Genomic DNA, 23,262 nt, shown 5'->3' with positions numbered 1-23,262 from the left:
TCTGTTTTTTTCTATTATCTGGGCGTTAAAGAACCATTCAGATATTTATGCACGATACTGGAAATAAGTGTTTGATATGGTATACCTTCTTCAATTGCCTTTATTTGTATTTTCTGGTAATCCTTTTGGGAAAGGCGAAGATTTATTCGTTTATCCTTTTTCAAAGTATTTCTAGCGGCTTCAATTGCCTTTTTTCTTTCTTGACCAAAATTTTTAACAGGCTGCCACTCTTCACGTTCGATGGATTCCATCAGGTCTTTCTCTTCCTGATCAATTGGCTTAAATGCTTTTTTACTAATTTTATTCATTATTCCCCCTTCAAACCGTATTTTTTTGTGTATTTACGGCTTGGAAATGCTGTTTTTAAAAATATTTCATTATCATTTTCCACGTAAGGTACGATAATGGCATAGTTGTCGATTTCTAAAACATACATTTTTTGATTGGGATACCCTGGATTTTCCTCTATACCTATCACCAGACCTGACTCAATTAAATAGGCGATTTCCTCAAAGGATATCCCGCGTTCTTGTTTTAAGAGTTCGTTTTTTTCAGAATTCCAATTCAAGTATTTCATGTCAAAACCATAAGCTTGTGTCTGCCTTTTGTCAACGTATTTTAAGTAGATTTAGCTGGAAACAGAACGCCGCCTTCACCCTTTCAGCGGGTGCAAGGCGTTGTTGGGAAATTCAGATTTAATGGGCACATTTTGTCAAATGTGTAGCTCTGACCCCGTTGTTTATTGTTCCTATCCAATTTGCGCATTGCTTTTTACGTGTTTTTTGATCCAATTTTTAATTTCATCAAAGTGCTTTAGAGCGCTGTATTTATGAAGCTCCATCAATGAATAGCTTTTATTACCCACATGAAAAATAAAATGAATTCCAACTCCGGCACTGCCAATAGTCTGACCGGTATTACTAATTATTTTCCATGATGTGATTTGATTCCAGTCAATCGCCCAATTCCGGAAGAGGGCTCTTACCCTTATTCCGGTAGTTGATAATGTTATTTTATAAATAAATGTTTCTGTAAGAGGAAGCAGGGTTATAGCCGGCAAGACAAACATTATAAAATAAGGTATTTTACCGTCTCCGCTACGCACGATTTGATTGCCTATATAAAAAGAGAAACCAAATATTGTGAAACGAACAATTTTTTGCAATAAACTCGGTTTATAAGTAATTTCGTTTTTTGATCGGCTTATATCCATAGATATTTATCCATTTTATTTTAACGACGAAATCGGCGGGGAGCGTAGCGAGTCCGCTGTATTGAGTTGGGAACTGCTCTTATTCGAGCTTGCCCCTTGGTAACGGCTATCCTTGATCTGTGTTCCAGAGGCTTCGCTCTATGACAAGGTCGTCGTAAATTAGACTGTATTTCTGCCTTTTTGAGCTTAACGTGACTGAACTTCGGGTCTCGAAGCAATACCCTTACAAGAGTTTCCGTTTCCCAAGTCGAATTCATGCCAAGGACCACTTCTATAATGGAATTCGGGGATATTGTTGTAGTAGTCGTATCCTTCTTCTTGGTCATACTGAACAATAGCTCGATATTCTCTCTCGTATTTCCAGTCCTCAAACTTCGTGTACGTTATGAGCTTGACGCTAGCTTCGAGTTCGTCGGTTTCTTTCTTCTCTAAAGCTTTGGCTAAAGCCTGTAGATCTATGCTGGGGCGGTCCTTTGCGTACGTGACTTCGACAAAGGGGTCCTCGATCCCGCCATCAGGGACGATCTTGGTCGTATCGATTTTGTAGAGAATGCCTTTGTGCTTGTTGCAATAGTGTCCCCACATCACCACATTGCACTCTGATTGCGAAAGGGACAGAATTCTAAGTTCTCTTTTTGGTACTCGTAAAGCGAATCCAACATACGATCCAACTCAGAAAAATTCTCAAGGAACTGGGGCAAGAACTCGAATGGGTCGTTAATGTCGAAAAGGTTGGACACCTTTATTCGCGTGTTTCTGAGAAGATCGATTCTTTCGTCACAATACTTATACAGAATCATTGTTCTTCCATGCTATCTAAGCGGTGAATCGTTTCTTTGCTCCTTTGTTCTACGTCCAATGGTGGAGTTGACCGGCAAATTTTAGCCGAATAACGGGCACGAAGTGGACGGTTATTCGGGCAAATTTGCCGGTCGAACGATTGAACTGTGCCGCCCAGCTTTTTGGGTCGGCACAAGTGATTTGATATGCCGTTTTTTAATCTAATAATTGTTCAACACTGATTCCCATTGCTTTTGCTAAGTTCAGCAGTGTAGATTTTCTTGGATTGACGGTATTGTTTTCCAGCCTCGCAAGGGCTGATTGCTTCATTCCTGCTTTGGCAGCTAATTCTGATTGAGTTAATTTTAAATATTCCCGCCATGCCTTGATAAGGCTATCTCCTCGGACATTGGCTTTTACAACTTCATTCGGAAACCAGACATCAGAGTCATCTGCTTCAATATGATTATGGAGAAGCTCTTGGTAATCGTTCCAAGGGATAACGGCAAATGCAGGTTTACCGTTTTGTTTTATAATTTGAGGATCAATATGTACGCTCATCTCTTTTTTTCACCTCTTGTATTTCTATAATTTTAATGACATTGGCATAGTTGAACAACACTCGATAGCGACCGACCCTTAAGCGGTAATCATAACGGTGATTTTTCAGTTCAGTAATATCAAGCCGTTTGCATTCCGGGAAGGTAGCCAACTGGTCTATGCTTTCATGGATAGCATCTCTATAATGCACTGGAATCATTTTCATTTGCTTGCGTGCACGGTTATGCCAAAGGATTTCATTCATGGTTAATATATAGCAGTTTATAACATAAAGTCAATGTTAAAAATACCATTTTATAACATATGTGCCTAATGCGTATTTTTTGGGGGCATATTGTGCGAGTTGACCGGCAAATTTGCCCTGTGTCAATATCAGCCTTGATTAAAAATAAAGATGATATCAAATTATTTTAAAAATGCGATATAGACAACAACCAGTTAAAAAATATACCAAATTATATTTGAGATAAAACCATCTTATTATAAGTATATCAACACATAAATGAAGCAAACTAATGGATTATAAGTTCTGGATGTTATGCGTTTGCATCACTACTCGATTCATACAGAAATAACTTATTGCGACTGGATAAAACGATATATATTGTTTCATAAAATGAAATCCAGCGAAGATCTGGCGGATGAAGAGCAAAAGATTGAGTTGTTTTTAACAGATCTGGCAGTAAATAGAAATGTATCTCCAGCTACTCAGAATCAGACTTTTAATGGGCTGATATTATTATTATGACAAATGCTATAAATGCTTGAGTGTTTGAGATAAAAAAAGTGTGATCGACTATTTTTTCCTGACAGGTTCAATCAATTTACCGTCTATTTCCAAATCAATTTTCAAACGTTTGATGGCATCTCTGGCTTTGCCGATATCATTGAAAGGGCCGGTAATAACGCGGTAACTGTCGTTTTTTGATATTACCCTTGCCGGGATTTGCGGACCCTGGTGGTTGATAATGGCGGCAATCCTTAAAGCATCAATCTTGTCTTGCATTTGAGCAGCCAAAACATACCAGGACTCCATTTTCAGTTCCGGTATTTCCGGTTTGCCATACAGTTTTACCGGGTGTTCGACTTCTATGGCTTCGTCATCAGCTCCTTCTCCACTTTCTTTGCGGATCTCTAATATGGGGACAGGAATTCCCCGTGCTTCATTTAAAACTACCTGAACTTTCTTCCGGTCAAGAGTATTAACCGATTTTTTTTCAATATTTTTCAATTTTGCATACATCTTTTCTAACTCAGAAGCGCCCGAGTCTTCCAGGGGAACATGAGCCTCAAGGTAAACTAATCCATTACGCTGGCCAATAAGATATGGCTGGTTAACGATGCTTACAGGTGTCTTAACCGGAGTGCTTTTGAAGAGCATCTTTATGTCTTCCGGATAGAGTCTTATGCAGCCATTGGTTGCCTTAAGACCGATGCTGGATGGTTTATTTGTTCCATGTATCAAGTAACCCGACTTGCTTAAATATAGCGCGTATTCTCCCAGGGGATTTTCAGGTCCCGGCAGAATAAAAGAGGGTAGGGGGTCTCCTTTTTTTCGATGATCTTCAGCAATTGAGGCAGGCACATGCCAGGTTGGCCGGGCCATCTTGCGATACACATACATTTGACCCATGGGCGTTGGCCGTTCTGAAGTACCGATACCAACCGGATAGGTCAACACCGTCAAAAAATTACTATTACCTTTAAATTGAAAAAGCCTCATAGCTGCCAGGTTGATCACGATGCCTTTTCTGGGAGCATCCGGCAGGATAAAGCACAGAGGCAACATGATACGCTCTCCGTTTTCAGGAACCCATATGTCTACTCCCGGATTAGCTGTATTTATTTCATTGATTCCCAGGCTGAAATGTCTTGCAATATCCGGTAGCGTATCATCCTTTTCAAGCCTGACAAATGACAGCCGGCCAATAACGTCATCTTCTTTTGCAAGCAAAAATTGATTCCGTTCGATTTCTTCTTCAGGATAGCTTGGGGAATACCAGGGGCTCACCTTGATTTTTCCCATTAGTGCGCATCCATTTAAGGATAGGATGAAGATAAACAGAGCTATAAGACTTGGTTTTTTGGATAAGGGCGGAAAGTTAATGATTCGGCACATGGGTCAAATAAATATCCTGTTTAATAAAGAAGAATGAGCCGTTTTCAAAACGTTTCAGTTTGGTCAAGGTCAAGGCGGGCGAAAATTTTAACCACAGGAATGCATTTAGTATTTCGAGGATAGCGCTATGCTTCACTGCGCGCAAAATTTGAGCCCAACGCAAAAGATCGGCCTAAATGGGATGTTTTGAAAATGGCTCGAATTAATAATCATTTTCTATGGCCTTATCTCAACAATCGTACCGTTTGGCACTAACTTGTCAATTTCTTCTATTTCATCATCTGTAACGGCAATACACCCTTTCGTCCAGTTAAACTTTGTGTGAAGATCACCAACCCAAGAAAAACCATTCTTGATGCCGTGGATTACGATGTCACCGCCGGGAGATATGCCAAGCGCTTTTGCACGCTTTTTGTCGTTCTCGTTCGGGTAGGAAATATGAAGAGATAAATGATAACGCCTGCTATTGTTTCTTGAATCGATGAAGTAAATTCCCTCAGGGGTTTTGTAATCGCCCTGTCTTTCTTTCGGACCATCCGGGTTTTCCCCCAGGGCTATTTTGTACGTCTTGAGTACTTTATTCTTTGACATCAACGTCAATCGTCTTTCTTTTTTTTCTATCAGAATTTTATCAGCTGGTCCGTTTTCGATTGCAAAAATGTATTGTTTGAGTGCTTCAATTTTATTTTGCAGCTCAACAATCTCACATTCATTGCTTTTAACCTCCCGTTCGAGAGGCTCAGTCATTTTTTTCAGTGTAACAATCTCGTCTGCCTTGTATTTAACCTCTCGGCCGAGAGACTCGATTTGTGTTTGCTGTGTAAAAATCCTCTTATCATTGATTATGGCATTATTGATAAAAGATATCATCACCTCACTATCCGTCCTGTACGCACTTTCCGGGTAATTTTTAATGAGTTGATCAAAACATTTAAGAGATTTCTGATAATCTTTTAAGGCATTTCCGGGATACATATAAATAATGCCCATTTCAAAAAGAGCCTTGTCTCCAGCCGTGGGATATTTTTCAATAATCTGCTCATATTTTTTTAAAGATGCAGTATAAAATCCCTGGTTGAAAAAATCATTTGCTTCTTTGAAGGTTGACCTGGCCGGAAAACCACCGTCAAAGTGACTGCATCCGTAAAACAGAACTGAAGTCATTATGATGCATACAAAAAAAAAGCAAAGGTATTCAAATATCCTGCTTTGCTTTTTTCTCATAAAAATCTTCGTATTTTTTTTAATATGACTGATGATAGCAGAATCAGTCGGCTTCTTATCATAACACCCCAAAACATCTATCATATTCCAAGTTCGAATTCGTTATTAATTTAAATGTTATCGATGTAAAATGTTAGATAAACCGGTACGGTTTGAAAACCAACATAAAAATAAAAGGTGCCAGGAATTGAAATTTTTACGCTTCAGATAACGGGAAATCTTCGACTGTAGGGAAAACCATTCAACTTTAATTCGCATTCCCCGCCGCAAGCAGCGGGGAATTCACTTACAATTGCGATTCAAAAACCTGGCACTATTTTTTTAAAGATTCTAAAATCATGGTAATTACACTTTATAGATTGACTTACTTCTTCATTGACTTCTCAAAAACAGTTTCAGCTTTATGCGCCCTTTCTTCAGCCTTCTGCGCTCTTTCCTCTGACTGCTTTAAAGCATTTTCGGCCTTGGCTGCTGCATCGGATGCCTTTGCTGCTTCTGCCTTTGCAGTTTGTGCTTCCTGCAATGCCTGGTCGGCTTTAGCATTAATCTCCATTTCCTGCGCCTTTACTTTCTCAAGATCAGCAGTTGTTGCACAACCCACCAAAGAAATAAGGAAAACAAACATTATTAAAATTAAGAAAAAACTTTTCTTCATTGTTTAATCACCTCCTTTCTATTTGATTTGCTTTATATTTTATTAATAGAAACCGTTATTACTCAACACAAATACTATCTATATCCCTTGCCATAATTCAAACTGAAACCGGGGCACTTTTTTTATGTGCCTTTGATATGTGTACTATTAGCAGTTTTCATGCCACTATAATGTTATAAATATTATGTTGAATTAATCCAATATAATATTCAATTATACCATTCAAACGCTGTAAAGAATCTGAGTATAAAGTATCCAAATGGAAGGAGTAAGCATAGGGAAAAGCATACATCTGTTATATCCGGTTTCTTAAGTTCAAAATGTTAAGTTACTTTAATGTGCGAAATTCTGAGAATTGTTTTGTAAGTCGTCATTGAACTTATCTATGAGCTATGGCTGTGGATATTAATACTATCTATTTGACATGCAGATGTTATCAGTGAGAGGAATATCGCATGGATAGCATATCTCCATGAATTTGCCTGTTATAAAATAATACTAGAAATATTGATAGTTTATAGTGAAAAAAGATGAAATATTGGAATCTTTTGCGGAACTCATCAGATAGAGTTCAGGGTATGAATTAATGCAATAAGGAAAAACGGATATGACAATTGTTCCATTAATGGATGACGGTTATGATGGCGTGCCTGCCAAAAGAGTACTTAATTATTTGCAGGTTCACAAAGAAAAGGGTGACCCCATTGTAGGTGTTTACTGCGCATATGCGCCGATGGAGCTGATTCAGTCCATGGGTATTGTGCCTGCCAGCCTCTGCGCTTTTTCAAAAATTCCTATAGAAACTGCTGAAACGATTTTGCCGGCAAATCTTTGTCCTCTCATTAAATCGAGCTATGGATTCATACTCGAAGGAACCTGCCCGTTTTTTGCTATGGCTCAGGCGATTATTGCCGAAACAACCTGTGATGGTAAGAAAAAAATGTTTGAACTTATTTCGGAAGTCAAAACAACTTTTGTTATGGATTTGCCTCAGGTGCCTGATCAGATTGAAGCTGTACAAAACTGGAAAAAGATGATTCTTAAAGTTCAAAAATTTCTTGAAGAAACTTTTAACTGCAGCACATCGGATGAAAAGATTGAATCGGCGCTTAAGTCGTCAAACAGGAAGAATGAACTGATGCAAAAAATATTTGCTTATGCATCAATTAAACCTTCGGTTATAAGCTGGCAGGAGATGTATGATATTGCTTTTCTGGCTCAACCATCAACCGGCCAGGAAATAAATCCTGTTCTTGAGCAATTGATTGATAAACTGGATAAGCGGGTTAAAGACGGAATTTATTTTGGAAAGCCTGATTCTGTCCGTGTATTGGTTACGGGTTGCCCTATAGGCGGTGATGCAACAAAAATATTTAAAGTGATCGAAGAGTCCGGCGGCATAGTTGTGGCGCCGGATTCATGCACCGGAATGAAGGCATTTATGGGCAGATTTGATGAAAATACAGGAGATCCGATAGCTGCTATGGCCGATCGGTATTTAAAAATTCCTTGTTCCTGTATGACACCGAATACAAAACGACTCGAAGATTTATCTCTTTTAATAGATAAATTTAAACCGGATGTGGTAATTGATTTTGTGCTTCAGGCATGTCACTCCTATAATGTGGAATCATACAAAGTCGGTAATCATGTTACCAATAATCATTTATTGCCGTTTCTTAAAATAGAAACCGATTACTCCGATGGGGATATAGGTCAGCTTAAAACAAGAATAGAAGCGCTTTTTGAAAGTATATAAAATAATGATGTGTTACAATAGAGAATATGAAGTACGCAGGAATTGATATCGGCTCCCGTACAATAGAACTTGTTGTTGTTGAAGCTGATAAAATCACATACAGCCTGAAGACCGATACAGGTTATGATCCTGTTTCACAGGCAAGGGGCCTGTTAAAAACAATATCATATGATAGAATTCTGGCAACCGGCTATGGACGGGCTCTGATCGGCTCATGCTTTGACATGCCCACGATTACGGAAATTAAAGCTCATGCCAGAGGCGCTATTGCAGTTTTTCCTGATGCCAGAACGGTGCTTGATATCGGAGGTCAGGATAGCAAAGCAATTTCGCTGCATGGCACAGGCAAGGTGAAAAAGTTTGAGATGAATGACAAATGCGCTGCCGGTACCGGAAAATTTCTTGAAATTATGGCTAAAACATTAGGCTTTGATATTGATGAGTTCGGTGCGGAAGCGCTTTTGGCAGCAAACGATGTTAATATTACAAGCATGTGTACGGTATTTGCCGAATCCGAAGTTGTTTCTCTTATAGCCAAAGGCTGCAACCGGCGTGAAATTGCAAAGGGTTTGCACAACAGCGTTATACGCCGGGCAACCGGCATGATTAATCGTGTGTCTCTGGAGGGAGAAATCGTTTTTACCGGCGGCGTTGCAAAAAATTCGTGTATGGCTAGTGTGCTTGCTGAAAAACTGGGGCGCAGGATTTTACTTCCCGATGATCCGCAGATGATGGGAGCATTCGGAGCAGCGCTTCTTGCCGGAGAATGATCTATGGGTTTTATATTTATCTGCTCCTATAAAAAGGAAGTATTCAGCAGCATAAATTTTGAAATAAAAGTACTACTATAAGGACAAATTCAATGGGAGATACCAAAAAATTACGGCTTACCGAGACAGTGACAGGTGCCGGCTGAGCGTCCAAGCTTGCGCCAGGGGACCTGGACAGGGCATTATGCGGCATGGTGTTTCCCAGCGATGAAAACGTCATAGTAGGTTTGGACCGGGCAGATGATGCCGGTGTTTATAAGGTTTCAGATGATCTGGCGTTGATCCAGACGGTGGACTTTTTTACACCTATCGTGGATGATCCGTACTGGTTCGGTCAGATTGCTGCTGCCAACGCCCTCAGTGATGTTTATGCCATGGGAGGTACACCAAAAACAGCTATGAATCTGGTCGGTTTTCCGATCAAGTCTATGGATATAGGTATTTTGCGTCAAATAATCCAGGGTGGGGTTGATAAGCTGGCAGAAGCAAATACTGTCCTTATCGGAGGCCACAGTATCGAAGATAAGGAATTAAAGTACGGCTTGTCGGTTACAGGATTTATACATCCGGCACGGGTGCTGACAAAAAAGAACCTGCGTGTCGGAGACCGGCTGATTCTCACAAAACCGCTTGGCACAGGTATTATAAATACTGCTATAAAAGGAGGGCTTGCATCCGATAGACTTATTGAAACCGTAACAAGGCTTATGGCAGCCTTAAACCGTGATGCTGCGGAAGTAATGAAAGATTTTCCTGTGCATGCCTGCACGGATGTTACAGGTTTCGGGCTTCTTGGTCATTTGGCTGAGATGGTTGCAGGTTCTGGCCTGGGTGTCCATATTCAGGCAAACCGTGTGCCTATATTAAAAGAAGCATTGGAATATGCTGCTATGGGATTGATCCCGGCCGGAATGCATAAAAACCGGAAATTTCGTGAGTATATGGTTGATGTTTCACCATCCGTTGATATCCTGATTCAGGATGTGCTTTTTGATCCCCAGACATCCGGCGGACTGTTGATATGTGTAGCGGAAAATAGCTCCAAAGATCTTCTTAACAGGTTGAAAGAAAGAGAAATCTTATGGGCTGAGATTATTGGTGAAGTAAGGGCAGAGCCTTACGAAAAAATCAGGATCATATGAATTAAATATAAAGAGGAAGCATAATGAAAAAAGAAGTGGATGCCCGTGGCCTTTCATGTCCGGCGCCTGTTTTACAAACAAAGGCTGTGATAGATAGTGAATCTCCCGATTCAATTGAAGTTATTGTAGATAATGAAGCAGCCGGACAAAATATACGCCGGTTTTTGGAATCGCAGGATTATAAGGTATCTGAAAGGCAGGATGGGTTAGATTATTGTATTTCAGGAAAGCGTGAAGGGGAGGCTGCGACGCAAAAGAGAGCACCTGAAATAAGAAAAAGCGAAGATAAAAAAATTATGATTATGGTAACTACCGATCGTATCGGTCATGGTGATGATGAGCTTGGGGCAAAACTTATGACATCTTTTCTGAAGACTTTAAAGGAGGTCGGAAGTGAACTCTGGCGTCTGGTTTTCTTAAACAACGGAGTAAAACTGACAGTAGAAGACTCTAATGATCTTTCCTCTTTGGAAGAACTTGAAAAATCGGGAATCACCATTCTTGTTTGCGGGACATGCCTGGATCATTTCAAGCTGCTTGAAAAAAAGCGGGTGGGCGAGACCACCAATATGTTAGACATCGTAACTTCAATGCAATTGGCTGATAAGGTAATCAATATTTGACAGCTTAATAAAAACTTTATCTGTTTGCAGGAACTGTAAGAGTTTCCCGGTGAAAGTAAAATAATTATACCGACCTTCTCCGATTATTTCTTTGTTCCGGTTTGCTGTAATATTTTGATTATCTCCTTTATTTGTTGCTTGCTATGCCGGCCATGAAGTCAGCAATGGGTCCGGTTGTCGGTAAATGAGCAAAGAATCCGCCATCGATATTTAAATGCTGGCCGGTTATCCAAACTGCGTCGTCACCTGAAAGAAAACGAATAAATTCTGCCACATCTTCAGGCTTGCCAAGTTTGCCTGTTGCATGGTTATCTTCCAGTATTTTAAGGATTGGTGCAGGTAAATGATCCTGAGCCTTTCCGCCTGTCGTCCTCACAAGGCCAATAATAAGTGCGTTGCAGCGTATGCCCTGTCGTCCATACTGTGTGGCAATGTAGCGAGTCAATGTGTTTACAGCTCCTTTTGAGCTGGCATATGCAGTGTATTGCATATCTCCGGCCATTGAAGTTCCTGAACTCATGTTGATGATTGATCCGCCACCGGCCTTCAGCATTTCCGGAATTGCGTACTTGCATGCCAGCATAGTTCCTCTTTTCAATAAGCTCTTCTCTTCCCCGTATTATACTGCTCTGTCTGACTGCTGAGGATGCTGCCTGGTTTTCTCTTGTTCGTGATTTCCAGTCTAGTTCTGCCGCTTTTCGTGAAAGTTTGCAGACCTTTCCATCGATTCTGACCTGGCGTGGAGGAAAGTGCCAGTAAAAAACCATTACAGCTGCCGGGTTTACTTCAAGCTCCTTGCCTTTATCGCTTTCATAATCAGTATAAAAGGAAAAACCGCCTTCAACAAGACCCCTGAATAAAACTGACCTGGCAGATGGCCTGTTTTCAGAAGTAACTGTAGCAAGGGTGGCAATATCAGGCCTGAAAAGGTTATACCATGGAAAGAATGCCGAGAGCATTTTTTTAAACAGATTGACGCCGGATGAAACTACCCGGTTTTTTCGGAACCGGTTTTTCTTGCCTGTCTGAGCATCTGAATACCATTCAAGAAATATCTTTAATGGATCACCGGCAGCTAAAATATTTTTGTTCATCTCATATCCGGTTGGGTAATAATATCTTTTAAAATTTATATTAAGCTTGAATCCGGTGACGATAAAAATACATTTTCAAACTTTTAGATTATTATCTGTTCTCAAAGCATTTCTTGATGCTCTGTCAACAAGTGTAAATAGCCTGTCAATATCATCTTTTTGAATTGATGCCTGATGTCCGCGTACTTTTACAAATTTACAGTTCAAGTGATCGGTAATTCTGTAAAAATCCTGATACAATTCGTAATTGTTAAGACGCCTGTTGTTCTTTGAATAAAAATTGTTTTTCTCAAGCCTTGCCCGTCGTTTCTGTAAATTCATGATGTTCCGGGAATCCGTATACACAGTCACCTGGTTTTTCAATACTTGTATATCGCTTAGCGCCCACAATACAGTTTGCAATTCAAGTTTTGTAGAAGATGTATCCTCAAAACGCTTCACCTTCACGAGCGCTTTCAAGGAATCCAACGAAAGTTCATGTTCAAAAACAGCGAGGTAGGCCCCGTATCCGATTTTTGATAAAGTATTCACACTTCCATCCGTAACTATCGACAGTTTATCCACAATTTTATTCATGCCATATCTTTGAATATTATTTTAAAATTCTATTATGTCTTTTCGGTTTTCCTTTTTTCCAATAGGATTGTTCAAATAGACTCTTCCCAGTCCAATCGGTGAAGATAGTATTGCTCACCAGTTATCCTCCGGCACGTTTGACTTTATAGCCAAGGCTGAGTAATTCATTTTCAAGCACATTCCTGTAATCACCCTGAATTTCAATGACTCCATTCTTTAAACTGCCCCCGGCTCCTTTGCTTGACCCGTCCTGACAAGGTCTAAATCCGACTTATTTATTCCCATTATATTGCAATAATAAGAATAATAAGTAAAGGTGTAAAATTCATATAGTGAATATTTCCAATTTGAAAAAGGATGTTTTGACTGGCTTCCATTAGATATGAAAATGGCCAGACAAAATTTGTGAACGGTAATATATATATATTGATATTTTAAAAAAAATAAATATTTAGCTTGCTATTATGTATAAACACGCTTATTGTGCATTATCAATTAAATTCCACCGTAAGTTGGCGGGAGGGTTTCTTGCTGCAGGAATTATCCGTTATTAAAACGCTATCATCCTTCAGTTTGTAACGTTGAAATTTTTGGAAAGGAGGATGATATTATGATAAATGGAACTGTAAAGTGGTTTAACGACCAAAAAGGTTTTGGCTTCATCGAACAGGAAAACGGGCCGGATGTATTTGTGCATCATAGCGCAATTAATGCGACCGGTTTTAAATCTCTCAGTGAAGGTTCACATGTAACTTTTGAAATTGAGCAAGGGCCAAAAGGTCCGGCTGCTTCTAATGTGACTTTAGCCTAATCTGTTTTTTTAAAGCAATTAAAGGCATCTCCTGTGAAACGGGGGGTGCCTTTTTTTTAATGATCGTTTATGTATCAAAGCTTAATCATGCAGGCTGAAAAATATTTTCCCTGTTATCGGCAACCTTATTGGTCTGGCAACCGACCGGAAAGGAAACATAATGGCAAGATCAAATTACCAGTTCCAAAAACGTCAGAAAGAGTTGGATAAGAAAAAAAAGAAAGAAGATAAAAAGCAGAGCAAGCTGGAAGCCAAGGCGCTTGAAACAGATCAAACCGAAAAAGACCCAACACCTTCAATAGAAGACCAGCAAACAACATAACAACAAACCGGTACAATTATTTTTCGGCTTTTATCTCGTTTTCTGCAGCAATCTGTTTGTTTTCTTTTTGTCATGTTCCGGATGATAGTGGTCATGGTCGTGGTGCGTTGTATGATCATGTTCTTTTTCTTCTCCGGGATGGCTGTGTACGAAGTGATGGCTGTGGTCGTGCGTATGTTCGTACAAATCATAATCCGCCGCATATGCATGAAGCTGGGGTTGAATGTGAAGGTGCTTATGTATGTGCCTATGCTCATGTTCATGCTGCAATCTGAGAATAGTACTGCTGCTTTTGTCACGGTACGAGTATGACAATCCGTTTAAGCTTCCAAGCCGCTCATCCTCCAGAAAAGCTTTTATCGGCATATCTTCTATGATTCGCCCTTTGTGCATTACAATAGTGCGTTTTGTCAGTTTTTTGATAAAAAAGATGTCGTGACTTACAAGCAAAAGGGTTGTGTCAAGATCAGAAAGTATTGAAAGCAGCAGCTCTTCTCCCTGCGGGTCAAGACCTGCCGTAGGTTCATCCAAAATGAGAAGTTTTGGATTCATTGCAAGTACGCAGGCGAGCGCAAGACGTTTGCGTTCTCCTCCGGACAGATGCAGCGGAACGCGCTCTTCAAAACCTTCCATATGGACAAGAGCCAGAACATCTTTTATTCTTTTTTCAGATTCTGTGCGTGAACAACCAAGTTCTATCAGTCCGAATTCTATTTCTTCTTTTACACTCGGGCAGAAAAGCTGGTCGGCGCAGTCCTGAAAAACCATTCCGATTTGCCGCCACAGGGTCTTTCGCTGTCCGGGCTTAACAAGACTGCCTGCAAAATAAAAATCTCCGCCTCCTTCAAGCAAACCCAGAAGGCAGGATAAAAGTGTTGTCTTGCCTGCGCCGTTTTCTCCTACAATTGAAATCTTTTCTTTTTCGCAAATAGTAAAATCAATGTTACTGAGTGCAAGCGTTCCATCCAGATAACGGTATTGATAATCACGAAAGGCCACAAGCTGGTTATTGTTGATTATCTCAAAAGAAGAAGACTTAAGCGTTGTATTTGTTTTTTCCGGAATTGAGTCGCTTATTACAAGCCGGAAAGAAAAATCAAGTCCGTGCATCCGCAGTGACTGCTTTTGGGATACAAGTTCGCTCATGGTATAATCGTGATGTACGCGGCCTTTATCTAAAACCACGGCACGATTGCACAGTTCATACAAAAAGATCAGATCATGGCTTATGCAAATCAGTGTGCCGGAAAAATCCTTTAACAGATCAAGAAATACCTGCTCCTGGCGTGGGTCAAGATTAGCTGTAGGCTCGTCCAGAAACAGCACATCAGGCTGCATGGCAAGCAAACCGGCTAATGCAGCGCGTTTTTTTTGCCCGAAGCTTAAGTTATGCGGTGCTTTATATGCCATGTCTATAAGGTTTACCCGTTTTAAAGCATCAAGAGCGGCATGATCAGCATCCTGGCGCAAAAGCCCCTGATTGCGGGGACCGAAAGCCGTGTCTTCTAAAAGAGTATGGCCGAATAACTGGTCATCGGGGTCCTGGAAAAGCATGCCGATTTTAAGCCTGCTTTTTTCAAGATGCTCTCCTTCAAGCGGTTTTTCTTTGTAGAAAACTTCCCCTGAAGTTGGTGAAAGCAGTCCGCATAGCTGCTTAACCAGTGTTGTTTTGCCTGATCCGTTCTGACCTACAAGAGCGATTCTTTCACCTGCTGCTATATCTATGTTGATATCGGATAGGGCCAGAGTTTTATCGGGATAGCAATAGTATAGCCTGCGGGCGCCAAAAAGCGGGGTATCATAGACAGGTCTTGTGATATGTTGATGAGGTTCGTGCATTTTTATTTTATCCCTGACATATGATCCGGTCGAAAATTATCAGTGCTGATCCGGCTGAAAGCCAGAGTGCTGTTATCAGCAAATCACTTGTTTTTAAGTGTAGTTCGGCAGGTTCCGGGAAACGGCCCTTGTATCCGCGTGCCCGCATGGCATCGAAAACCCGCTCAGTACGCTCAAAGCTTCGCACAAGAAGCATTCCAAGAAAATTGGCCACAGCGCGCAAAGTCTGTATGTTTGTATGCTTTCTGAAACCGCGCACCTGCATACCCGAAGACATTCGCCGGGCTTCATGGCGGAAGACATGCAAATACCTGTAACTTAAAAGAACCATCTGCCCGGCCATTTCAGGTACGCCGAGCTTTGAGAGTCCATGCAGGGTAACAGGCAGGGGTGCGGTGGATAAAAGAGGCTCCATTAATAAAGTGATGGCTACAGCCTTTGCGGCGATAGTGGCGGCAAGCAGCAAACCCCTTAGGTTAAAAACAAGCCAATCCATTTTCCCGAAGATAATAACCGTATCATTGCTGTGAACAGGAACTGAAAAAGGCATTACTATCAAAAACATGCTTATAAAACCGGCAATCGCCAGAAGTCTTAATAGCGCTTTGGCAAAAGAAGTCTTTGCGATCAGAATAACAAGAGATGAAATACCGATTGCAACAAGCGCCGGTGTGAGGTGTTTAAGCGAGGCTATAGCAAAACTAAATACTAGTATCGTAACAATTTTGCAGCGTACATCCCAGCGATTGATTACTGAGTCGAATATTGCATCTGCAATGGGCGGTACCGACCAGTCACGTTCTTCCGTCGGTATACTGCGGTTATATGCAAAGCGTTTCAGAAAAACCACGGCCAAAGCAAACACTGCCAGTGGTATCAAAACAAAAACAGGCAATTGCCATAAAGGCAGCTTGATATGGGTTATATCAGGCATGTGTTTCCTCAGCCCGATCTTTAAATGACAGTTGAAGCAGTTCGGGTTTTACACGGGCCAGGAATCTTATGGTAAATGCGCTGATAAGACCCTCTATAATAATAACCGGCCCATGTGCAGCCAGTGCAATTTTGGCTACTCCCACAAAATCCTCGCCGCCTGTAAACAGCAGTGCGGCAAGGATAATTGCAGCCATTGCCGTACCACCTGCTCCGACAAGCCCTCCTGTAATTGTCTGACGCATAATGTTATCACCTTTAAATTTGTGGAAGAACCAGCCGCAAATCAAAGCCGGTATTCCCATCATAAGGGTATTTGCGCCAAGCGCGGTCAATCCGCCGAATTGAAACAAAAGACTTTGAAGAAGAAGACCAAGCCCGATTGATAGAAAGGCCGAGGGACCAAGAAGCGCCCCGGTAATTCCGGGTATCAGCAAATGAACGCTGGTCGGTCCGAAAGGTATGTGAATCAGTGAAGCAACAAAAAATGCTGCTGTAACTACCGCCAGTTTAGGCAAATCGCTGCTTTTGGTGCGGCGGGCGCTCCAGGCCGTCAGCGCAGTTGCTGCGATATAGCCGCTGACTGCCACAGAAATGGGGAGAACCCCGTCTGATATATGCATTCTTCTATTCCTTTTTGCGCGAAGCAACAAAAGCGGCTGTTCCAAACAGCCCGAATATATAGCCGATACCGGAAAAAACGTCTTTTAAGCCCGGTTTATCGAGATCGGCGCGAAACGCTGCGATTTCCCGTTGGATGCGTCTTAGTTCAGCAGACATTTTGCTGTTTTGTTCTTTTAAGAGCTGGACAACATCATTATTAGAGTAATTCTGAGGTTCATTCTCGTGTGGAGCTTGCGCTAAAAGCCGACCCGGTATTCCCGTTACACAAACCCATATCAGCCCTATCAAAAACACTCTTTGGATAAGCTTCATTTTCCCGCCTCCACCTCGGCTTTTTTCAACTTATAATTATTCTTATGTCCCATACTAGCTTCAATAACAATGTTTAAATCATCCACTTTAGGTATGCTAAAGCTAAACAGCCCCTTATCGTCGGTTTTTCCCTCAAGAAGCTTGGTGTTGTGACCGTCAAAAACCAATACTTTCCCGCCTTCTACCGGGCGACCATCCGGAAAATAACTTTCGGTAAAAATTTTCCCGCCTTCGGCATAGGCAAAAAGGTTAACCTTATGAGCCATTGCTGCCGAACAAAAAAACAATGTCATAAAAAAGAATAATAATACATAATTTAATTTTTTCATCATATCACCCTATTAATTCAAAAAAAAACGGCATTTATTTCATATCTCTTGTGTGTACCCAAATAACGGCTCCGATTTCAACTCCTTTTTCCTTGCCATCATGCTTGAGCTTCCAGCCGGCTTCATTTAAAGCTGCAAAGCCCCACCAGCCTGCTTTGGGCATGGCGTAACTGAAAATGCCGTTGCTGTCTGCTTTTACAACCTGGGTTACATAAGGGCCCGATGGTGCGGTAATAATGCTTTTGTTTTCGGGAGATTCATTCAGGTATTCAATTTCTACTTCGGCAAACGGCACGGGTTTTCCTTTAAGCAAAACCTGACCGGTAAAAAGATTACCAGTCCACAACCCGTAAGGTCTTGTCATGGGAATAATTTCGGTTTCAAGACCAACCGGCTTATCCCATCCTTCTTCTTTTCCTAATGCATTAACACACACTTTGGTGTAATGAACGATGAAAATATCTTCAGCCGGTTCCCAGTATGGGGTGGGCTCAATATAAAAGATGTAGTCTCCGGGTTTACGGATTTTATAATCAGCGGTCCAGAAACCGTATTTTTCGGTCTGATCAGGACTTTTGCCTTTTGCTTCTTTAAGTGTATCAAGCAGATCGGTTTTTTTGCCGTCATAAACTACGCCAAACTGTTTGGGTTTGAGCATTTCCATATAGTGCATTTCCATCGGATGTATAAATTTGACCTGAAGGTTTATAGTCTTGTTGTCATCCTTTGAAATTATGTCTTTTGATGGAATGATCGTGCCGAAATGAGCCGACGCAGGAACGCAGGTAAAAACAATAGCTGCTGAAACCATAATCATTAATGAGTAAAATAAGTGTTTTATCCGCATGGTAAATACCTCCTGAATATTTTATGTTTTGAAATGGTTGTCAATAATAACATTAAAATGCTGCCGTCATCCTTATTCCGCTGACCCAGCCATTAACGTCATCGGCGCTGTCTTTATGATTGTCATTTATGTATTGTAAATCAAAAGTTGTTGAAAATATTTCGTTAAGGCCTATTCTCACATAAGCTTCTGCTACCTGAGAGTTTTCAATTTCCTGATTGCCGCCCTTTAAATAGGCGTAACCAATGCCGGCGTTATCCTGTTCCCGTCCCCATAACTTGCCGCTTATATTAATTCCCCCGGAATACAGATCCTGGAAACACACGATTGCTTTATCATCGCTCCATCCGAACCTGATCCATGCACCCAGAATATCTCCGATTTCCTGATCAAATGACAGGATAACGCCTTTCAGGGATTCAGTATCACTTCCGTCCGGATTGCTGCAATCATCGCTTGTTGTATCAAACATAACCCGGTAGGTTCCTTCGCCAATGGGTGTTTCAATGGTATAGCCAACCTGGGCTCCGTAAAAATGATAGGATTTATCCTCATCGTTTTTACCTATCTGCATGATAACGCCCTTTACGGCAAGTTTGCCCATTTCCCATTCCATGGCGCCGCCTATATCATATGAAGGCAGAAAGGCGTTGGGACCGTTTGTCAGCGCCTCGTTCATAAACTGAGTGTATTCACAGTTGGCATATTTATTGTCATCCAGATAATCCGTGGCGTCTATTATACCGCCGGTGATACCCAGCTTGTGGTCTTCACTGAATTCAAATGTGTGTTTGTACCATGCAGCAAGCAGATAATCACGGTTACGGCCGTTTATATCCCTTACATCATCTTCCATATCCGCAGCCCATGGCGCCAAAGCAAAAGAATGGTCATCCGTATTAAGTCCGTTTCCTGCACCGAATCCGAACTTCATAAAAACCTGATCATTGTTTGTCGGCTTTATGGATAGCCCCAATTGAATGGGAACAGCCCCGCGGCCAAAGTCCTTTGCACCCGGCCGGTCTTTTGCGCTTTCATACTGGTAAGCGCCTGCTATTATGCCGTTTAATGTTATCTTATCAGTAACTCTGCCCGGCTCTGCCGATTCTTTTGAATCATTAGTTTCCTTAATTTTTTCAAGTTCTGCCAGCCGCTGCTTTATCTGGTTTATTTCCTTTTGCAAGGCATCTTCTTTTATATTCTTATCATCGGCAAGAGCGTTCACAGCAAACATTGTTAAAACTGTAAACAAAACAATTCTTATGATATTTTTCATCTTTATTCGTCTCCTTTACAATCACGTAAAATAATAACTCAAGATTCCAAAAAAAAAGCCACAAAGGTTATCCGCATCTTTTTAGTGCGATATGCCTTCGTGGCCTCAATTATTAATGTATTCTATTAGTTTATTAGGAAACTTCAGTTTCCAGATTAAGCCATCCAGTATTATAACTAATTATGAAAGTCAATAAAAATCTTAACTACGAAGTTAAACGGATAACCTGAAAATCATATGATAACCTCAGTCATTGTTGTCTCTTATCTCCTTTCCTCAAAACTTCCGACAGACTGCAGTGACTCGAAGTAGTACATGTTTTCGATCCGCATCCGCACCCGGTGTTCTTGCCGGAAAGCGTCCGGTAGAATGATCTCCCGGCGAGAATTAACACACCACCTACGATTGTACTTACAATGATGGTTTCAGTCATAATGACCTCCTTATCCTATACCTATCCCAAGCAGCCTGCCTGTCTGGAATGTAAATGTTGTCAACATATAGGCCAATGTCGTGAGCCCCCCGAGCTGCAACAGCGCCCAACTCCACGAATTGCTCTCTCGTTTAGTCACGGCTATGGTTGCCATGCAAGGCGCGCTGATGAGGCAAAAAAGCATGATGCAAAAGCCGACCAAAGGAGTGTAGGTGCTCTTGAGTTTATTCCTAAGCGTTTCGGATTTCTCGTCAGCCTCACCCACAGAGTAAATGATACCCATCTGAGCGACAAAGACCTCCTTTGCTGCAAACGCGCCGATAAGCGCGGTGCCGATTCTCCAATCAAATCCCATCGGCTTCAGAATGGGCTCTAAGCTTTGACCGATGCGACCGGCGATGCTGTTGAGAAGCGCCGCTTCCGCCTCTTTATTGTCAATGGAGGCGAGCTGTTCAGCCTTTTCTTCTTCTCCCATGTTCCCGATCCGGATTTGCTGCCGTGCCGCTGTAAAGAAGAATGTATTGGCATCGTCCAGGCCGGGGAAAGTTGTCATCGCCCACAAAAGAATCGATATGCCGAGAATGATGGTCCCTGCTTTCTTTACATACAGCCAGCCGCGTTCCCACATATGGATCAGCACGCCTTTTAATGTAGGCATCCGGTACGGAGGCAGTTCCATAACAAACGGCACGGATTCACCCTTAAGGATCGTACTGCGAAGGATTTTGGCGCTTACGATGGCAAGGAGAATGCCGATGACATATAAAATCCAGAGCATGGGCGCATGCCAAGCCTGGGGAAAAAAAGCCGGGATAATAAGCGCATAAATCGGCAGCCGGGCGCCGCAGCTCATGAGCGGAATAACGAGCATTGTCGTCAGCCTGTCCCGCCGGTTTTCCAGTGTGCGGGTGGCCATGATCGCCGGAACGGAGCATCCGAACCCGATAAGCATCGGGATGAAGCTTTTCCCATGCAATCCGATCTTGTGCATCAGGCGGTCCATAATGAATGCCGCCCGAGCCATGTAACCGGAATCCTCGAGGATCGCAATGGCCAAAAACAGCAGCAGAATGTTCGGCAGAAACACGATTACACCGCCGACACCGCCGATGATGCCATCCACCAGCAGAGACTTCAGAAGGCTTTCCGAGCCTTCCGGCCACCACCCCCTGACTACCAGGCCCAGCCATCCGAAAAACCCCTCTATCCAACCCATGGGCGGCTCTCCCAGGGTGAAGGTAAGTTGAAAGACAAGATACATCAGACCAAGAAAAATCGGAATGCCGAGAACGCGGTTTGTGATGACGGCATCGATTCTTTCCGAGATTGTATTGCGGATCTCTATGGTGGAACGCACTGCTTCCAGGCAGGCACCGGAGATGAATCCATACCGGCGGCCGGCAATGGCGGTCTCCGGGTGCTCCCCGAGTATTTTTTCTATGTGCAATGCGCTTTTCTCAACCTGCTCGTTTATTTCGGGAGATGCGACCGCAGCCTGTATTTCCTTGTCGTTTTCAAGAAGTTTTATTGACAGCCACCTGGCATTAGCTTTTTCGTTGACCGAACCGCATGTATTAATGAGGGACTCTATCCTGGCAAGCTCTTCCTCGATGTCCCGCCCGTAGTTTATTGCCGGAGCAGGGTGGTCTGGTCCCCGGATGCTTGCCCTGGAGGAAAGTTCTCCGGCCGATTGCTTTTCCACGTTTTGCTTTACCTCCTGCGCGCCCTCTGCTGCGGTTAAAGTGATGGAGTCGAGTAGTTCATTCATCCCCGCACCCTTGTTTCCCACGGTCCGCACGATACGGGCCCCGAAGAACCGCGAGAACATCTCAATATCGAACTCGTGTCCACTCGCTTTGGCCATGTCGCTCATGTTGAAAGCCAGCACAAGGGGCACGCCGAGTTCCATGAGTTGAACCGCAAGATACAGGTTTCTCTCAAGATTTGAGGCGTCAATGATATCGACAACGACATCAGGCTTTTCGTCTATGATGAAGTTTCTGGCCACCAATTCTTCCTCCGAATAGGCGGTCAGACTGTATGTCCCGGGCAGATCGACGATCTGAAATTCGATGTCGCCGTGCCGGCGGAAACCTTCTTTGCGCTCCACCGTCACACCGGGATAATTTCCGACATGCTGGCGAGCGCCGGTTAATTCATTGAATATGGTGGTCTTACCGGAATTAGGGTTGCCCGCAAGTGCTACTACTATCTTGTGTTTCATGGGTTTTATTTATCCTCCTGTTCTATATTTGATGGCCACATTTTTGGGAAATAGCGCTCAAACTGAAATTAGCCATCATATGGGTCGGTTTATCGTGTTTTTTGCCAAGTTTTTTTATCAGAAAACAGGCCGCATGACTGTTGCAATTGACAGGGCAGAGCACTATGTCAGCGCGCTTAAGGCTGTTTTCAAGCTGCTTTGTCCCGCCTTTCATATGCCCGTTATGGTATTCAAAAACGCCTCCGCTGTTTTCGATGAGCTGGCGGTAGAGTGTTTCCATACGGGCAATTCCGCCAACGATAAATACGCATTTCCGGCACAGATCAAAAGCGGGGCAACCGGGTTCGCAGCGCTTTGGGTCAATAAACGAACGCAGGCCTTGCTGGACTATGGCTTTCAATTTTACTCGCTCGTTCATTTCGGAATTAACATGTATGGACATATGGGTTGCCCCGAATATTTCTCTGTTCGCTTTCATTGAAAGATCTGATTGCTTGCCCCCGGCAGTATTTAGGTATGCTAAAAATATTTAGGCTTGCCTAAACTAATTCGCAAAAAAAATTACGCTACTACGATTTTTTGGGCAATTCCGCGCCCCAGCATTATCTGACTGCCCATCACCGCTATGAGAAACGGTCCATGCATGGAATTTTGGAGTACTTTAATCTCCACGCCCGGGACCAATCCCATGGCAGACAACCTGCCCTGGAGTCCCTGGCCTGCGTTTACAGCTACGAGTCTTACGCGCCTGCCAACTTGTACAATTGTCAATGGCATCGGCAATACCTCCCAATTT

Annotated in this window: 29 protein-coding genes and 1 pseudogene; 7 read left to right on the top strand and 23 right to left on the bottom strand. The window is 42.4% G+C overall.

What is annotated here, in order from left to right; genetic code table 11:
• Positions 1 to 14 precede the first annotated feature (14 nt).
• The 6 genes from VXK47_RS12145 to VXK47_RS12120 all read right to left on the bottom strand — a co-directional run bounded on the left by VXK47_RS12145 (position 15) and on the right by VXK47_RS12120 (position 2,798).
• Positions 15 to 308 carry an antitoxin gene (locus VXK47_RS12145; RefSeq protein ID WP_435549050.1) on the bottom strand — a complete coding sequence of 98 codons (294 nt, stop codon included), beginning with the start codon at positions 306 to 308 and terminating at the stop codon, positions 15 to 17.
• Positions 308 to 577, bottom strand: a complete 270-nt coding sequence (locus VXK47_RS12140) for a BrnT family toxin (protein WP_435549049.1) — start codon at positions 575 to 577, stop codon at positions 308 to 310. Before VXK47_RS12140 ends, VXK47_RS12145 begins: the two co-directional genes overlap by 1 nt.
• A 171-nt stretch (positions 578 to 748) precedes the next feature.
• On the bottom strand, positions 749 to 1,213 hold the full coding sequence (locus VXK47_RS12135) for a hypothetical protein (protein ID WP_435549048.1): 465 nt from the start codon (positions 1,211 to 1,213) through the stop codon (positions 749 to 751).
• Between the two features lie 186 nt (positions 1,214 to 1,399).
• The gene (locus tag VXK47_RS12130; protein WP_435549047.1) at positions 1,400 to 1,798 is read right to left on the bottom strand and encodes a DUF2971 domain-containing protein; all 399 of its coding nucleotides are present in this window, start codon (positions 1,796 to 1,798) and stop codon (positions 1,400 to 1,402) included.
• A gap of 411 nt (positions 1,799 to 2,209) precedes the next feature.
• The gene (locus VXK47_RS12125; protein WP_435549046.1) at positions 2,210 to 2,554 is read right to left on the bottom strand and encodes a helix-turn-helix domain-containing protein; all 345 of its coding nucleotides are present in this window, start codon (positions 2,552 to 2,554) and stop codon (positions 2,210 to 2,212) included.
• A complete protein-coding gene (locus VXK47_RS12120) occupies positions 2,538 to 2,798 on the bottom strand; it encodes a type II toxin-antitoxin system RelE family toxin (RefSeq protein ID WP_435549045.1) in 261 nt (86 codons plus the stop codon). Before VXK47_RS12120 ends, VXK47_RS12125 begins: the two co-directional genes overlap by 17 nt.
• A 294-nt stretch (positions 2,799 to 3,092) precedes the next feature.
• Between VXK47_RS12120 and VXK47_RS12115 the strand changes: the two genes are divergently transcribed.
• The gene (locus VXK47_RS12115) at positions 3,093 to 3,302 is read left to right on the top strand and encodes a phage integrase N-terminal SAM-like domain-containing protein (RefSeq protein WP_435549044.1); all 210 of its coding nucleotides are present in this window, start codon (positions 3,093 to 3,095) and stop codon (positions 3,300 to 3,302) included.
• Positions 3,303 to 3,350: 48 nt separating this feature from the next.
• Here VXK47_RS12115 and VXK47_RS12110 read toward each other — a convergent pair whose 3' ends face one another.
• The 3 genes from VXK47_RS12110 to VXK47_RS12100 form a co-directional block, all read right to left on the bottom strand.
• Positions 3,351 to 4,580, bottom strand: coding sequence for a L,D-transpeptidase family protein (locus VXK47_RS12110; RefSeq protein ID WP_435549043.1), 1,230 nt, complete (start codon positions 4,578 to 4,580; stop codon positions 3,351 to 3,353).
• Between the two features lie 309 nt (positions 4,581 to 4,889).
• The gene (locus VXK47_RS12105) at positions 4,890 to 5,897 is read right to left on the bottom strand and encodes a L,D-transpeptidase family protein (protein WP_435549042.1); all 1,008 of its coding nucleotides are present in this window, start codon (positions 5,895 to 5,897) and stop codon (positions 4,890 to 4,892) included.
• A gap of 364 nt (positions 5,898 to 6,261) precedes the next feature.
• Positions 6,262 to 6,552 (bottom strand): Lpp/OprI family alanine-zipper lipoprotein, encoded by a 291-nt coding sequence (locus tag VXK47_RS12100; protein WP_435549041.1) that lies wholly within the window; start codon positions 6,550 to 6,552, stop codon positions 6,262 to 6,264.
• A 607-nt stretch (positions 6,553 to 7,159) separates the two neighbouring features.
• On the opposite strand from VXK47_RS12100, the gene VXK47_RS12095 reads away from it, so the two are divergent.
• The 4 genes from VXK47_RS12095 to yedF all read left to right on the top strand — a co-directional run bounded on the left by VXK47_RS12095 (position 7,160) and on the right by yedF (position 10,846).
• A complete protein-coding gene (locus tag VXK47_RS12095) occupies positions 7,160 to 8,311 on the top strand; it encodes a 2-hydroxyacyl-CoA dehydratase family protein (protein ID WP_435549040.1) in 1,152 nt (383 codons plus the stop codon).
• A gap of 26 nt (positions 8,312 to 8,337) precedes the next feature.
• On the top strand, positions 8,338 to 9,081 hold the full coding sequence (locus tag VXK47_RS12090) for an acyl-CoA dehydratase activase (RefSeq protein WP_435549039.1): 744 nt from the start codon (positions 8,338 to 8,340) through the stop codon (positions 9,079 to 9,081).
• A gap of 92 nt (positions 9,082 to 9,173) precedes the next feature.
• Positions 9,174 to 10,223 (top strand): selenide, water dikinase SelD, encoded by a 1,050-nt coding sequence (gene selD / locus VXK47_RS12085; protein WP_435549038.1) that lies wholly within the window; start codon positions 9,174 to 9,176, stop codon positions 10,221 to 10,223.
• A gap of 23 nt (positions 10,224 to 10,246) precedes the next feature.
• Positions 10,247 to 10,846, top strand: coding sequence for a sulfurtransferase-like selenium metabolism protein YedF (gene yedF / locus VXK47_RS12080; RefSeq protein ID WP_435549037.1), 600 nt, complete (start codon positions 10,247 to 10,249; stop codon positions 10,844 to 10,846).
• A gap of 127 nt (positions 10,847 to 10,973) precedes the next feature.
• On the opposite strand, the gene VXK47_RS12075 is transcribed toward yedF, so the two are convergent.
• The 3 genes and pseudogenes from VXK47_RS12075 to VXK47_RS12065 all read right to left on the bottom strand — a co-directional run bounded on the left by VXK47_RS12075 (position 10,974) and on the right by VXK47_RS12065 (position 12,516).
• Positions 10,974 to 11,399: an SDR family NAD(P)-dependent oxidoreductase gene (locus tag VXK47_RS12075; protein ID WP_435549036.1), complete on the bottom strand. Its 426-nt coding sequence runs from the start codon at positions 11,397 to 11,399 to the stop codon at positions 10,974 to 10,976.
• Positions 11,400 to 11,466: 67 nt separating this feature from the next.
• Positions 11,467 to 11,805, bottom strand: a pseudogene (locus tag VXK47_RS12070) (pyridoxamine 5'-phosphate oxidase family protein); the annotation flags it as partial.
• Between the two features lie 210 nt (positions 11,806 to 12,015).
• Positions 12,016 to 12,516 carry a ribonuclease HI gene (locus VXK47_RS12065; RefSeq protein WP_435549035.1) on the bottom strand — a complete coding sequence of 167 codons (501 nt, stop codon included), beginning with the start codon at positions 12,514 to 12,516 and terminating at the stop codon, positions 12,016 to 12,018.
• Positions 12,517 to 13,126: 610 nt separating this feature from the next.
• Between VXK47_RS12065 and VXK47_RS12060 the strand changes: the two genes are divergently transcribed.
• Positions 13,127 to 13,327 (top strand): cold-shock protein, encoded by a 201-nt coding sequence (locus VXK47_RS12060; RefSeq protein ID WP_435549034.1) that lies wholly within the window; start codon positions 13,127 to 13,129, stop codon positions 13,325 to 13,327.
• 160 nt (positions 13,328 to 13,487) lie between these two features.
• Positions 13,488 to 13,649, top strand: coding sequence for a hypothetical protein (locus VXK47_RS12055; protein ID WP_435549033.1), 162 nt, complete (start codon positions 13,488 to 13,490; stop codon positions 13,647 to 13,649).
• 30 nt (positions 13,650 to 13,679) lie between these two features.
• On the opposite strand, the gene VXK47_RS12050 is transcribed toward VXK47_RS12055, so the two are convergent.
• The 11 genes from VXK47_RS12050 to VXK47_RS12000 all read right to left on the bottom strand — a co-directional run bounded on the left by VXK47_RS12050 (position 13,680) and on the right by VXK47_RS12000 (position 23,243).
• Complete coding sequence (locus VXK47_RS12050) at positions 13,680 to 15,488, bottom strand: energy-coupling factor transporter ATPase (RefSeq protein ID WP_435549032.1); 1,809 nt, start codon at positions 15,486 to 15,488, stop codon at positions 13,680 to 13,682.
• Positions 15,489 to 15,495: 7 nt separating this feature from the next.
• Positions 15,496 to 16,422, bottom strand: coding sequence for a cobalt ECF transporter T component CbiQ (gene cbiQ / locus VXK47_RS12045; RefSeq protein WP_435549031.1), 927 nt, complete (start codon positions 16,420 to 16,422; stop codon positions 15,496 to 15,498).
• Positions 16,415 to 17,044, bottom strand: coding sequence for a cobalt transporter CbiM (cbiM, locus tag VXK47_RS12040; RefSeq protein ID WP_435549030.1), 630 nt, complete (start codon positions 17,042 to 17,044; stop codon positions 16,415 to 16,417). Before cbiM ends, cbiQ begins: the two co-directional genes overlap by 8 nt.
• Positions 17,045 to 17,048: 4 nt before the next feature.
• Positions 17,049 to 17,357, bottom strand: coding sequence for a hypothetical protein (locus tag VXK47_RS12035; protein ID WP_435549029.1), 309 nt, complete (start codon positions 17,355 to 17,357; stop codon positions 17,049 to 17,051).
• Positions 17,354 to 17,689 carry a carboxypeptidase regulatory-like domain-containing protein gene (locus VXK47_RS12030; RefSeq protein WP_435549028.1) on the bottom strand — a complete coding sequence of 112 codons (336 nt, stop codon included), beginning with the start codon at positions 17,687 to 17,689 and terminating at the stop codon, positions 17,354 to 17,356. The genes VXK47_RS12035 and VXK47_RS12030 overlap by 4 nt, the downstream gene beginning before the upstream one ends.
• Before the next feature lie 31 nt (positions 17,690 to 17,720).
• Positions 17,721 to 18,533: a DUF4198 domain-containing protein gene (locus tag VXK47_RS12025; RefSeq protein ID WP_435549027.1), complete on the bottom strand. Its 813-nt coding sequence runs from the start codon at positions 18,531 to 18,533 to the stop codon at positions 17,721 to 17,723.
• Between the two features lie 52 nt (positions 18,534 to 18,585).
• On the bottom strand, positions 18,586 to 19,809 hold the full coding sequence (locus VXK47_RS12020; RefSeq protein WP_435549026.1) for a carbohydrate porin: 1,224 nt from the start codon (positions 19,807 to 19,809) through the stop codon (positions 18,586 to 18,588).
• 250 nt (positions 19,810 to 20,059) lie between these two features.
• A complete protein-coding gene (locus VXK47_RS12015; protein ID WP_435549025.1) occupies positions 20,060 to 20,242 on the bottom strand; it encodes a FeoB-associated Cys-rich membrane protein in 183 nt (60 codons plus the stop codon).
• A 10-nt stretch (positions 20,243 to 20,252) separates the two neighbouring features.
• A complete protein-coding gene (gene feoB / locus VXK47_RS12010; protein ID WP_435549024.1) occupies positions 20,253 to 22,466 on the bottom strand; it encodes a ferrous iron transporter B in 2,214 nt (737 codons plus the stop codon).
• Between the two features lie 22 nt (positions 22,467 to 22,488).
• Positions 22,489 to 22,944, bottom strand: a complete 456-nt coding sequence (locus tag VXK47_RS12005) for a DUF2325 domain-containing protein (protein WP_435549023.1) — start codon at positions 22,942 to 22,944, stop codon at positions 22,489 to 22,491.
• Between the two features lie 83 nt (positions 22,945 to 23,027).
• Positions 23,028 to 23,243 carry a FeoA family protein gene (locus tag VXK47_RS12000; protein WP_435549022.1) on the bottom strand — a complete coding sequence of 72 codons (216 nt, stop codon included), beginning with the start codon at positions 23,241 to 23,243 and terminating at the stop codon, positions 23,028 to 23,030.
• Positions 23,244 to 23,262 lie beyond the last annotated feature (19 nt).

This window comes from Desulfobacterium sp. N47, assembly GCF_051233685.1.
Lineage (GTDB): Bacteria > Desulfobacterota > Desulfobacteria > Desulfobacterales > RPRI01 > RPRI01.
The sequence above is the reverse complement of the archived record's forward strand: the minus strand, read 5'-3'. Positions and strand labels throughout refer to the sequence as shown.